This is a genomic window from Caballeronia sp. LZ001, assembly GCF_031450875.1.
Classification (GTDB): domain Bacteria; phylum Pseudomonadota; class Gammaproteobacteria; order Burkholderiales; family Burkholderiaceae; genus Caballeronia.
The window spans coordinates 1,169,800-1,182,584 of record NZ_JARTVX010000004.1; the positions used below are offsets into that span (position 1 = coordinate 1,169,800).

General features: G+C 61.3%; 6 protein-coding genes and 3 pseudogenes. 7 read left to right on the forward strand and 2 right to left on the reverse strand.

The window, feature by feature from the left end; genetic code table 11:
- Positions 1–113: 113 nt before the first annotated feature.
- The 4 genes and pseudogenes from aceE (at position 114) to lpdA (ending at position 6,816) form a co-directional block, all read left to right on the forward strand.
- A complete protein-coding gene (gene aceE, locus P9292_RS15955) occupies positions 114–2,810 on the forward strand; it encodes a pyruvate dehydrogenase (acetyl-transferring), homodimeric type (RefSeq protein WP_244827599.1) in 2,697 nt (898 codons plus the stop codon).
- 79 nt (positions 2,811–2,889) lie between these two features.
- Positions 2,890–4,557, forward strand: a complete 1,668-nt coding sequence (aceF, locus tag P9292_RS15960) for a dihydrolipoyllysine-residue acetyltransferase (RefSeq protein ID WP_250464331.1) — start codon at positions 2,890–2,892, stop codon at positions 4,555–4,557.
- 174 nt (positions 4,558–4,731) lie between these two features.
- A pseudogene (locus P9292_RS15965) lies at positions 4,732–4,956 on the forward strand (biotin/lipoyl-containing protein); the annotation flags it as partial.
- Positions 4,957–5,073: 117 nt separating this feature from the next.
- Positions 5,074–6,816 (forward strand): dihydrolipoyl dehydrogenase, encoded by a 1,743-nt coding sequence (gene lpdA / locus P9292_RS15970; protein WP_309845202.1) that lies wholly within the window; start codon positions 5,074–5,076, stop codon positions 6,814–6,816.
- 186 nt (positions 6,817–7,002) lie between these two features.
- Here the strand turns inward: lpdA and P9292_RS15975 are convergent, their stop codons facing one another.
- A complete protein-coding gene (locus P9292_RS15975) occupies positions 7,003–7,578 on the reverse strand; it encodes a phasin family protein (protein WP_244827602.1) in 576 nt (191 codons plus the stop codon).
- A 782-nt stretch (positions 7,579–8,360) separates the two neighbouring features.
- On the opposite strand from P9292_RS15975, the pseudogene pbpG reads away from it, so the two are divergent.
- Positions 8,361–9,556, forward strand: a pseudogene (gene pbpG, locus P9292_RS15980) (D-alanyl-D-alanine endopeptidase).
- A gap of 84 nt (positions 9,557–9,640) precedes the next feature.
- Here pbpG and P9292_RS15985 read toward each other — a convergent pair.
- Positions 9,641–10,435, reverse strand: coding sequence for an IclR family transcriptional regulator (locus tag P9292_RS15985; protein ID WP_244827604.1), 795 nt, complete (start codon positions 10,433–10,435; stop codon positions 9,641–9,643).
- Positions 10,436–10,591: 156 nt separating this feature from the next.
- Between P9292_RS15985 and P9292_RS15990 the strand changes: the two genes are divergently transcribed.
- Together P9292_RS15990 and P9292_RS15995 are read left to right on the forward strand one after the other, a co-directional pair.
- Positions 10,592–11,332, forward strand: a complete 741-nt coding sequence (locus P9292_RS15990) for a (Fe-S)-binding protein (protein WP_309842411.1) — start codon at positions 10,592–10,594, stop codon at positions 11,330–11,332.
- 15 nt (positions 11,333–11,347) lie between these two features.
- Positions 11,348–12,760 (forward strand): annotated as a pseudogene (locus tag P9292_RS15995) (lactate utilization protein B).
- Positions 12,761–12,785: the final 25 nt, after the last annotated feature.

The following is a 12,785-nucleotide window of genomic DNA, read 5'->3' on the forward strand; positions in this document are numbered from 1 at the left end:
CCTTGCTACAAAGTCTGGACCCTATTTAGAATTGCCGGCACGCGGCCAGTGCCCGGTTTTCGGCGGGCGACTGTCGGCGGTTCTTAGAGCGATCCTCACATCAGGAGACGAGCATGTCCGCTGTACCCGACGAAGTTCTCAAATATGTCGCCAATGCCAAAGACGACGATCCTCAGGAAACCGCCGAGTGGCTCGACGCACTCGACGGCGTCATTTCGGCAGTCGGTCCTGATCGCGCGCACTACCTGATCGAAAAGCAGATCGAATTCGCCCGCGTGCATGGCGAGCATCTGCCGTTTTCGGCGAATACGCCCTATATCAATACGATTCCCGTCGCCGGGCAGGCCAAGATTCCGGGCGACCAGGACATCGAGCACCGCATTCGTTCGTACACGCGCTGGAACGCCATCGCCATGGTGTTGCGCGCGGGCAAGGACACCAATGTCGGCGGTCACATCGCTTCGTTTGCTTCGGCGGCGACGCTCTACGACGTCGGCTTCAATCACTTCTGGCACGCACCGTCGAAGGAACATGGCGGCGATCTCGTTTTCGTGCAGGGTCACTCGTCGCCGGGCGTCTACTCGCGCGCGTTCCTGCTCGGCCGTCTGACCGAGGCGCAGCTCAACAACTTCCGTCAGGAAGTGGGCGGCGAGGGAATCTCCTCGTATCCGCATCCGTGGCTGATGCCGGACTTCTGGCAATTCCCGACGGTGTCCATGGGCCTCGGCCCGATCATGGCCATCTATCAGGCGCGTTTCATGAAGTACATGGAAGCGCGCGGTATCGTGAAGACGCAGGGCCGCAAAGTCTGGGCGTTCCTCGGCGACGGCGAAACGGACGAGCCGGAATCGCTCGGCGCAATCGGCATGGCCGGGCGCGAGCGTCTGGACAACCTCGTGTTCGTCATCAACTGCAACTTGCAGCGTCTGGACGGTCCGGTGCGCGGCAACGGCAAGATCATCCAGGAACTCGAAAGCGAATTCCGTGGCGCGGGCTGGAACGTCGTCAAGGTGATCTGGGGCAGCCGCTGGGACGCGCTCTTCGCACGCGACAAGACCGGCGCGCTTATGCGCCGCATGATGGAAGTGGTCGACGGCGAGTACCAGACCTACAAGTCGGAATCGGGCGCGTTCGTGCGCGAGCACTTCTTCAACACGCCGGAACTGAAGGCGCTGGTGGCCGACTGGTCCGATGAAGACATCTGGAACCTGAACCGCGGCGGCCACGATCCGCACAAGATCTACGCGGCTTACGATCAGGCGCAGAAGTCGAAGGGCTCGCCTACCGTGATCCTCGCCAAGACCATCAAGGGTTATGGCATGGGCGAACACGGCCAGGCCATGAACATCACGCACCAGCAGAAGAAGCTGCCGATCGACACGCTGAAGAAGTTCCGCGACCAGTTCCGTCTGCCGTTGACCGACGAACAGATTGCCGACGTGCCGTATCTCACCTTCGAGGAAGGCTCGAAGGAACTGGAATACATGCGCGCCCGCCGTCAGGAACTGGGTGGCTATCTGCCGTCGCGCCGCGAGAAGGCGGAGTCGCTGCCGGTGCCGGAACTGTCGGCATTCGAGCCGCTGCTCAAGGGCACGGGCGAAGGCCGCGAAATCTCCACGACGATGGCGTTCGTGCGGGTGCTCAACATCCTCTTGAAGGACAAGGCCATCGGCAAGCGTATCGTGCCGATCGTGCCGGACGAGTCGCGTACTTTCGGCATGGAAGGCCTCTTCCGCCAGATCGGCATCTGGAATCAGGACGGCCAGAAGTACATTCCTGAAGACTCCGACCAGCTGATGTTCTACAAGGAATCGGAAACCGGGCAGATTCTGCAGGAAGGCATCAACGAAGCCGGTGGCATGTGTGACTGGATCGCGGCCGCGACGTCGTATTCGACGCACGGCGAGATCATGATCCCGTTCTACATCTTCTACTCGATGTTCGGCTTCCAGCGCATCGGCGACCTGGCCTGGGCGGCGGGCGACATGCGTTCGCGCGGCTTCTTGCTGGGCGGCACCGCTGGGCGCACGACGCTCAACGGCGAAGGCCTGCAGCACGAAGACGGCCACTCGCTGCTGTGGGCAGCATCGATCCCGAACTGTGTGAGCTACGACCCGACCTTCGGTTACGAACTCGCGGTCATCATGCAGGACGGCCTGCGCCGCATGGTCGCCGACCAGGAAGATGTGTATTACTACATCACCGTGATGAACGAGAATTACGAGCATCCGGCGATTCCGCAAGGTGAATCGGTTGCCGCGGACATCATCAAGGGCATGTACGCGTTCAGGAAGGCCGAAGGCGCGGCAAAGGGTCCGCGCGTCCAGTTGATGGGCGCGGGCACGATCTTCAACGAAGTGATCGCCGCTGCCGACTTGCTCAAGAACGACTGGGGCGTGGCCGCCGACCTGTGGAGCGTGCCGAGCTTCACGGAACTGGCTCGCGAAGGTCAGGCAATCGACCGCTGGAACCTGCTGCATCCGGCCGACGAAAAGCAAGTGCCGCATGTCACCAAGCTGCTCAAGGGCGCGCAAGGTCCGGTGATCGCGTCGACGGATTACATCCGCGCGCTCGTCGACCAGATTCGCGCCTATGTCCCGAACAAGTTCGTGGTGCTCGGCACCGACGGCTACGGCCGCTCGGACACGCGCGAAGCACTGCGCCACTTCTTCGAAGTCGACCGCTACTGGGTCACGCTGGCCGCGCTCAACGCGCTCGCCGACGAAGGCACGATCGAGCGCAAGGTCGTCGCTGAGGCGATCAAGAAGTACAACCTCGACCCGGCTAAACCCAACCCGATGACCGTCTAAAGGCATCGCCCCCGTGCGTTGTGATGCGGCGCGCTCCCGAAGCGGGGGCGCGCCGCATGCAACACAGGAGACACTAATAATGAGTCAAGCGATCGAAGTCAAAGTGCCGGACATCGGCGATTTCAAGGACATTCCCGTGATCGAGGTTCTGGTCAAGGTGGGCGATGTCGTTGAACAGGAACAGTCCCTCGTCACGCTGGAATCCGACAAGGCCACCATGGATGTACCGAGCTCCTCCGCGGGCACGGTCAAGGAAGTAAAAGTCAAAGTGGGCGATAACGTGTCGGAAGGCACGTTGATCGTCGTATTGGAAAGCGGCGCTTCCGCGCCCGCCAAAACCGACGCGCCCGCCAAGCAGGAAGCGCCGGCCGGCACGACCACGCAGTCGCAACCCGCGCAAGCCGCTCAGGCTTCGAGCGGCGGCGGATCGGTGGAAGTGAAGGTGCCGGATATCGGCGACTTCACGGATATCCCGGTCATCGAAATCGGCGTGAAGGTTGGCGACAAGGTGGAGAAGGAACAGTCGCTCGTCACGCTCGAATCCGACAAGGCGACCATGGATGTGCCTTCGCCTGCCGCTGGCACCGTCAAGGAATTGAAGGTCAAGCTCGGCGATACGGTGTCAGAAGGCACGCTGATTCTGATTCTCGAAGGCGGCGAAAGCAGCCCGGCCGCTTCCGCGCCCAAGCAGGAGGCGCCGAAGCAGGAAGCGCCGAAGCCGGTCGAAGCGCCGCCCGATGCGCCCGCCAAACCCGCGCCCGCGCCCGCCCAGCCGTCCGCGCTCGCGCAGGCGCCCGCTATTCCCGCAGGCGATGGCACACGCACGTCGAGCCACGCGTCGCCTTCGGTGCGCAAGTTCGCGCGCGAACTCGGCGTCGATGTCACGCGTGTGCGCGGTTCCGGTCCGAAAGGCCGCATCACGCAAGGCGACATCACCGCGTTCGTGAAGGGCGTCATGTCGGGTCAGGGCGCAGCGCCCGCTGCGGTCGCCGCGCCGGCTGGCGGCGGTGGCGACCTCAACTTGCTGCCGTGGCCGAAGATCGACTTCACGAAGTTCGGACCTGTCGATCCGAAGCCGCTGTCGCGCATCAAGAAGATCTCGGGTGCGAACCTGCATCGCAACTGGGTGATGATCCCGCACGTCACGAACAACGACGAAGCGGACATTACCGAGCTCGAAGCGCTGCGCGTGAAGCTGAACAAGGAAAACGAGAAGTCGGGCATCAAGATCACGATGCTGGCTTTCGTCATCAAGGCAGTGGTTTCCGCGCTGAAGAAATTCCCGACCTTCAACGCGAGTCTCGACGGCGACAACCTCGTCTTCAAGAAGTATTTCCACGTTGGCTTCGCGGCCGATACACCGAACGGCCTCGTCGTCCCGGTGATCCGCGACGCCGACAAGAAGGGCTTGATGGATATCGCGAAGGAGATGACGGATCTCTCGAAGCTCGCGCGCGAAGGCAAGCTGAAGCCGGACCAGATGCAAGGCGGCTGCTTCTCGATTTCTTCGCTGGGTGGCATCGGTGGCACGAACTTCACGCCGATCATCAACGCGCCGGAGGTGGCCATCCTGGGTCTGTCGCGTGGCGCGATGAAGCCGGTGTGGGACGGCAAGCAGTTCGTGCCGCGCCTCACGTTGCCGCTGTCGCTGTCGTATGACCACCGCGTCGTCGACGGTGCGGAGGCGGCGCGCTTCAACGCCTATCTCGCGGGCATTCTGGCGGACTTCCGCCGAGTGATTCTCTAAAAAAGTGGCGCGTGTCTTCCTCGCTCGATTGTGCGGGCAAGACACGTGAGACGCTGGGACCGGCGCGTGCTTCGGTGCGCGCGCCGGCTCCAACCGCTCTTCTTCGCCATCATCTTGCATGGGACCCGGGTCAGGCGCTTCAGGCACCGGCTCTGGTCGACATAGGGGACAAATATGAGTCTCGTCGAACTAAAAGTACCCGACATCGGCGACTTCTCCGATGTCGATGTCATCGAAGTCAATATCAAGCCCGGCGACGCCATCGAAAAGGAACAGGGCGTCATCACGCTCGAAACCGATAAGGCCACCATGGAAGTGCCCGCCGACCAGGCAGGCACGATCAAGGAAGTGAAGGTCAAACAGGGCGACAAAGTCTCGCAAGGCTCGGTCATCGCGATGATCGAGACCGAAGGCGCGAGCGCCGCTGCGGAACCTAAGGCCGAAGCGCCGAAGGAAGCGTCGTCCGCAAAGCCGGCTGCACCCACGCCCGCGGCGTCGGGCGGCGGCGCACAGGACGTGAAGGTGCCGGATATCGGCGACTTCAAGGACATTCCGGTCATCGAGATCCATGTGAAGCCGGGCGATACGGTCGAGAAGGAGCAATCGCTCGTCACACTCGAGTCCGACAAGGCGACCATGGATGTGCCTTCGCCCGCCGCTGGCACCGTGAAAGAACTGAAGGTCAAGCTGGGCGACAACGTCTCCGAAGGCAGCGTGATTCTGACGCTCGAAGGTCAGGGCGGAGGCGTGAGCGAAGTGCCGACCAAGCCGACGGCCGCGCAACCGCAGCCCGCCGAAAAGGCGAGCGCCGCGCCCGCGCCGAAGGCAGGCAGTTATTCGGGCAGCGCGGATGTCGAGTGCGACATGCTCGTACTCGGCGCAGGCCCCGGCGGCTATTCGGCGGCGTTCCGCGCAGCGGATCTCGGCATGAGCACCGTGCTTGTCGAACGCTATGCGACCCTGGGCGGCGTGTGTCTGAACGTCGGCTGCATTCCGTCGAAGGCGCTGCTGCATACGGCGCTCGTGCTCGACGAAGCCAAGCATCTCGAATCGCACGGCATCACGTTCGGCAAGCCGAGCATCGATCTGGACAAGCTGCGCGGCTTCAAGGAGGGCGTCGTCAAGAAGCTGACCGGCGGTCTCGCGGGCATGGCGAAGGCGCGCAAGGTACAGGTGGTGACGGGCGTCGGTACGTTCGTCGATCCGAACCACATGGAAGTGCAGGGCGACGGCGGCAAGAAGGTCGTCAAGTTCAAGAAGGCGATCATCGCGGCGGGTTCGCAGGCGGTGAAGTTGCCGTTCTTCCCGGACGATCCGCGCGTGGTCGACTCGACCGGCGCGCTCGAACTGCGTCAGATTCCGAAACGCATGCTGGTGGTGGGCGGCGGAATCATCGGGCTGGAAATGGCGACGGTTTATGCGTCACTCGGCTCCGAAATCGATGTCGTCGAAATGCTCGACGGTCTGATGATGGGCGCCGACCGCGATCTCGTGAAGGTCTGGGAGAAGTACAACGCGAAGCGCTTCGCCAACGTCATGCTGAAGACCAAGACGACCAAGGCGGAAGCCAAGGACGACGGCATTTACGTGACGTTCGAGGGCGACAAGGCGCCGACCGAAGCGCAGCGTTACGACCTCGTGTTGCTGGCCGTGGGCCGCAGTCCGAACGGCGGGAAGATCGGCGCGGACAAGGCGGGCGTCGCGGTGACGGATCGCGGCTTCATCAACGTCGACAAGCAACTGCGTACGAACGTCGAGCATATTTTTGCGATCGGCGATCTCGTTGGCCAGCCGATGCTCGCGCACAAGGCCGTGCACGAAGGCCACGTCGCGGCGGAAGCGGCGCATGGCGAGAAGGCGTACTTCGATGCGCTGCAAATTCCGTCGGTGGCTTATACCGATCCGGAAGTGGCGTGGGCCGGCAAGACCGAAGACCAGTGCAAGGCCGAAGGCATCAAGTACGGCAAGGCGGTGTTCCCGTGGGCCGCTTCGGGCCGCGCGATCGCCAATGGTCGCGACGAGGGCTTCACCAAGCTGATTTTCGATGAAGCGACGCATCGCGTGATCGGCGGCGGGATCGTCGGATTGAACGCGGGCGATCTGATCAGCGAAGTGTGTCTCGCGGTCGAGATGGGCGCGGATGCCACGGACATCGGCAAGACCATCCACCCGCATCCGACCTTGGGCGAATCCATCGGCATGGCGGCGGAGTTGTACGAAGGCGTCTGTACGGACTTGCCGCCGCAGCGCAAGAAGTAAGCGGCCGCAAAAGGGTGTCGAGCGAAGCGCGCTTCTTCACGGAAGCGCGCTTTTGCTTTTGAACTGCCCGCTCGAATGCGTGAAGCTAAAGCCGTTTTTCCGAACCAACAGACGACAAAAAACCCGGCGCGAGGCCGGGTTTTTCGTGATTCTTGCTTCGTCAACCGGGCGAACCCGGCTTCGGACTTACGCAACCGTCTTCTTGGCGGTGCGCGTAGCTTGTTCGGTCGCTTGCGTAGCGGCCTTCGTGGCGGCCGTGGCGGCTGCGTTGAAGTTGCTTTCAGCGATTTCGACAGCTTGCTTCGTTGCCTTGTGAACCGTTTCGTACGTCGTGTTGGCGGCGGTGATGGCCGACTTCATGACTGCGACTGCGGTTTCCGAACCAGCCGGTGCGTTTTTCGCGACGTTGTCGACGAGCGATTGCACCTTGCGGTTTTGCTCTTCGTACTGAGCTTCAGCAACGCGAGCGAATTCAGCCTGCGTGGACGACGCGATTTCATACAGATGACGGCCGTACGACAGAACCTTCTCGGCGACCGGCTGCGTGAGGCTTGCTTGCAGCGAGAGGAGTTCTTGTGCGTCCTTGACCGACAGCGCGCGCTGGGTGTTCTCCTGGCTTTCGGCCAGGGTCGACTTCACGACTTGCAGATTCAGTTCGACCAGCTTTTCGATACCTTCGAATGCCTTGTTCGTGAGGCCGAACAGCGTGTCGAAGTTAGCTTTTTGTGCGGCGGCGATTTGCTCGGGGGTCAACAGGGTCATCTCAGGCTCCTGATAGTCGACCCATCAACGCGGGTCGTGGTTTGGTAGGTCCGGCGCGCCGTTGCGGCCGGTTACTGCAAAGTGCGATTGGTGCGTCGCAACATGAAGCCATTTTAGAGATATTCCGATAGATGTCAAGCGCTTTTTGTGCATTGCACAATACGCCGAAAGGTCTTGTTAAACAATGGCTTAAGTTAGATCGCATCCGCATGCGCTGCTGCTTGGTGAAAACCCTATGCACCGCCGCAGGGCGTGGCGTTGCGAGACACTCCTAACCGGATAGGAGCGTTATGTAAGCACGCTTAGACGACAGAATCATGTCCCGTCGATGCGCATGCTGGAGACTCGCATCGGCAAGAAAGATGAGATGTTTCTGTAGTAAGTCCTATTTTTAGGATGACGCCGTACACCAAATTGTTGAAGAGACGTTAACATTTCGACTGTCGGTTGCGTTGTTGTTGTGTTGACGCCGCATCCGTCCACCGCACGCAGCCTTCTTCGAATTTTCGCTTCGCTGTCTTCCAGACCCGAATCCGCGATTCCTGGCTCAAGTTGCAGAAAGTTTTGCCGATAGTGCGCTTGTCGTCCCGCATAAAAGCGCACTGTTGGCAGCACTGCTGCAAAGCGCGATCGTTTTTTCCGATCAAAGCGCGCGTTGTGTAACGATAAGCAATCGTGGCTTACAACTCGGTTTAACGAGTGCCGATAAGTGCTTAATATTGCTTAAATTTCGTAGCTTCACTACACTTGGCGGTACTCTCCAGCCGCCCAACAGAACACTAATGAAAACCGAAATGTTTTCGTCGTTTAAGGTGGTTCATGGCGTAGCGCTGCGCTCCGCGTTGTCGATCGCCATTTCCATCGCCGTAGCGACGTCCTTTGCAGCGGCTCCGGCTGAAGCCCTCGCAAAAACCGCCACCGCAACCAAATCCGTCAAGAAATCCGCGAAGTCCACTGCTTCCGCCGAGAAGGCCGAAAAGCCTGCTCGTGTGGCGAAGACATCGGCGAAATCGGGCCGTGCCGCCCGCGTAGCCAAGGTCGCCGCCGAAGACGACGACGTACCCCGGGCTTCCCGCAAGCGTCGAGTGAATTACCGCATGGACCCGCGCTCGCGCCGCGCCGCAGTGCACTCGGTGGCGTATCAGCCGCGTGCCACCTCGGTCGGTTCGGCGTTCGGTCTGCATGAAACGCCCGACAGCCTGGCGCTGCGTTCGAGCGTGGCCTATGTGGTGGACCAGAACACGTCCGAAACGCTTTTCGACAAGAATTCGCGCGCCGTCGTGCCTATCGCGTCCATCACCAAGTTGATGACGGCCATGGTCACGCTCGACTCGCACTTGCCGCTCACCGACGAAATGACGGTGACCGACGAAGATCGCGATTACGAGAAGTTCACGGGCTCGCGGCTCGCCGTCGGCTCGGAGCTCAATCGCGAGGACATGCTGCATATCGCGCTCATGGCATCGGAAAATCGCGCGGCGGCCGCGTTGTCGCGCTATTACCCGGGTGGCCGGCGGCTTTCATCGCGGCAATGAACGCGAAAGCGAAGTCGCTCGGCATGACCGACACGCATTTCGAGAACTCCACGGGTCTCACGAGCCTCAACGTTTCGAGCGCACGCGATCTCGTGAAGATGGTGAACGCGGCGTATCAATATCCGCTCATCCGCAAGTTCTCGACGGATCGCAGCTACGAAGTCTTCACCGGCAAGCGCAATCTCGCCTACAACAGCACGAACGCGCTGGTGCGTAATGCGTCGTGGGATATCGGTTTGCAGAAGACCGGCTTCATCAACGAAGCGGGCGAGTGCCTGGTGATGCAGGCAACGGTCAACGGCCGCCCGGTCGTGATCGTGCTGCTCGATTCCTACGGCAAGTATTCGCGTTTCGCGGATGCCGGCCGCCTGCGTTCGTTCCTCGATACGCTCGGCGAACCGCGCATCATGAGTGCGGACATGGGTAGCGGCACGAACCCCTAAGCACGTTTGAATAAGCAGAAAGCCGGATGGGTCTCTCGACCCGTCCGGCTTTTTGTCTTTGAAGCAGCGTGTCTAACGCAAGATTCAGCGCGATGCGGCTGCAACCGGCTCGGGGTGATAACCCAGCGAGCGCGAGATCTCCAGCGCCGTATGACTGAGTTGCTTGAGCCACGCGTCTTGGAGACGATCGGCCGGCGCCGACAACGACAAGCCCGCGACGAGCCGCCCGGTATCGTCGTAAATGCCCGCCGCGATACAGCGCACGCCCAGTTCGAGTTCTTCGTTATCGCGCGCGCAAGCCTGTTGCCGCACGAACGACAGCTCACGTTCCAGCTTCGAAAGATCGGTGATGCTGTTCTGTGTGTGGCCCGAAAGACCCGTGCGCATGGCGTAGGCGCGCACGCGCGTGGTTTCGTCGGCGGCGAGGAAGAGTTTGCCGACCGAAGTCAGATGCAGCGGCGCGCGTCCACCGATCGCGCGAACGACCTGCATGCCGGAGCGTTCGGAATAAGCCCGCTCGATATAGACGATTTCGTCGCCCTGACGCACCGAGAGGTTGACCGTCTGTCCCGTTTGCCGATGCAGTTCGCGCATCGGCGGCATCGCGGCCTCGCGCACCGAAAGGCGCGCCTTGACCAGATTGCCTAGTTCGAGCAGACGCATGCCGAGCCGATACGTGCCTGGATCGGAGCGGTCCACCAGCCGGCACAGCACCATGTCGTTCAAGATGCGGTGCGCCGTGGACGGATGCAGATCGGTGCTTTGAGAGAGTTCCTTCAGGCTGACGGGATCGGTGTGGCCGGCAAGCGCGTCCAACAGACGCATCATGCGTTCGATCACCTGAATGGAGGTTTTGGATTCCGGGTTCGTATCGCTCATCGTGGAAATCGGTTGATGCGTCAAACTACGGATGCGCAATTGTATCTCATAATGTGAAAACGCGGTCGGCGGTTGGGGAGTGCCCGAACCACCGCCGCTTCGCGGATAATCGGCGTGCGTCTTAGAAAATCTCGATAAAACAGGAAACGCTCCACCATGCAAGTCGGACTATTCGTCACGTGCCTCATCGACATGATGCGGCCGGAGATCGGCTTTTCGGTCATCAAGCTGATCGAGCGCGCGGGTTTTACGGTGAGCGTGCCGCCCGCGCAAACCTGCTGCGGCCAGCCCGCGTATAACTCCGGCGATCGCAGACTTGCACGCGATCTCGCCGAAAAGACACTGCGGGAATTCGAACAATTCGACTACGTGGTGGTGCCGTCGGGTTCGTGCGGCGGAATGATCCGCGCGCATTACGGCGATCTCTTGCGCGACGATCCGCAACTCATGAATCGCTTCGCGCGCCTGCAACCGCGCGTCTTCGAACTCACCGATTTTCTCGTGAATGTTGCCAAGGCGCGCATGGAGCCCGGTGTGTTCGAAGGCGCCGTGACCTATCACGATTCCTGCTCGGGCCTGCGTGAACTCGGCGTGAAGGCGCAGCCGCGCGATTTGCTCGCACAAGCGGGCGTGCCCGTGACCGAGATGGCGGGCTGCGAACATTGCTGCGGTTTCGGCGGCACGTTCGCGGTGAAGTACGGCGACATTTCGACGGCCATCGTCGATGAAAAATGCGCCAACATCAAGGCGAGCGGCGCGGCTACCGTCGTGCTGGGCGATCTCGGCTGCATGCTGAATATAGAAGGGCGCTTGAGGCGCACCGGCGACACGAGCACGCGTGTGCTGCATATCGCGCAAGTGCTTGCCGGCGACGCATCCGACTCCATCCGCAACTGACGAACGAGCGAGCCCATGCAAGGCCAGACGATGCACTTCAAGGCGCGCGCCGGCAGCAAACTCGCCGATGAGCGTCTGCAGCAGAACCTCACCAAGCTCTCGACCAAATTCGTGAGCGCGCGGGCGAGCGCGGTGCTCGATATCGACTTCGAGGCGACGCGCGCCGCGCTGAAGGAGCGCCGCAATCGCGCGCTCGACAACCTCGACGTATGGCTCGAAACCTTCGAACGCGAGGCGACGCGCCGTGGCGCGACCGTGCTCTACGCGGAATCGACGCAGGATGCGGCGCGGTTGGTCGCGGACATCGCGCGCGCGCATGGCGTGAAAAAGGTCATCAAGACCAAGTCGATGGTCTCGGAGGAGATGCAACTGAATCGCGTGCTCGGCGAAATGGGCGTGCAGTCCATCGAAACCGATCTCGGCGAATACATCCTGCAGATCAACGACAACGAGCCGCCGAGCCACATCATTGCGCCCGTGGTTCACAAAGACAAGGAGCAGATCGCCGATCTCTTCGCGAAGACGCACGGCAAGCCTCGTCTCACGGACATCCCCGACATGACCCGCGAGGCGCGCGAAGTGCTGCGCCCGCATTTCATGTCCGCCGATATGGGAGTGACGGGCGGCAACTTTTTGATCGCGGAAACCGGCTCGGTGGCAGTTGTCACGAACGAAGGCAACGAAGGCATGTGTACCGTGATGCCGCGCGTGCACGTCGCGGTGACAGGCATCGAGAAGATTCTGCCGACGCTCGAAGATCTCGCCACCGCAATGCGTCTGCTGCCGCGTTCGGCGACCGGGCAGACCATTTCCAATTACTTCTCACTGCTGACCGGCCCCCGCGCGACGGGCGAGCGGGACGGGCCCGAGCATATGTATTTCGTGCTCGTCGATGGCGGGCGCACCGGGCTTATTGGCGGCGAGTTCCAGGAGATGCTGCGGTGTATTCGCTGTGGCGCGTGCATGAATCACTGCCCGGTGTATCAGAAGATCGGCGGTCATGCGTATGGCTGGGTTTATCCCGGACCGATGGGTTCGGTGTTGACGCCGGCTTATGTGGGCATCGACAAGGCGCTCGATCTGCCGCAAGCCGCAACGCTATGCGGCGAATGCAACAGCGTGTGCCCGGTGGGTATTCCGCTGTCCGACCTGCTGCGCAAACTGCGCGAAAAGCAGACCGAACGCCATCTGCGCCCCTGGACCGAACGCGTGGCGCTCGCCGTGTAGGGTTACTTCGCGCTTCGGCCAATTGCTTATGCGCTTTTCACGAAACTCGCGGTGCGCGTACTTGAAGTCATGGGCGGAAAGAGAAAGACGATATCGCGCATGCCATTCGGCGCCGGATGGACCGAAACACGCGATATGCCCGCACCGGTCGGGCGCACCTTCCGCGAACTGTACAAGGCGAAGGGCACGCATCTCGGGTAAGCGTGTTTCCATGAAAGCGATGTGA

Excerpts from the sequence above, each read along its gene's own strand:
- aceE (WP_244827599.1), top strand. The coding sequence starts at position 114 with ATGTCCGCTGTACCCGACGAAGTTCTCAAATATGTCGCCAATGCCAAA.
- aceF (WP_250464331.1), top strand. The coding sequence starts at position 2,890 with ATGAGTCAAGCGATCGAAGTCAAAGTGCCGGACATCGGCGATTTCAAG.
- P9292_RS15975 (WP_244827602.1), bottom strand. The coding sequence starts at position 7,578 with ATGACCCTGTTGACCCCCGAGCAAATCGCCGCCGCACAAAAAGCTAAC.
- P9292_RS15985 (WP_244827604.1), bottom strand. The coding sequence starts at position 10,435 with ATGAGCGATACGAACCCGGAATCCAAAACCTCCATTCAGGTGATCGAA.
- P9292_RS15990 (WP_309842411.1), top strand. The coding sequence starts at position 10,592 with ATGCAAGTCGGACTATTCGTCACGTGCCTCATCGACATGATGCGGCCG.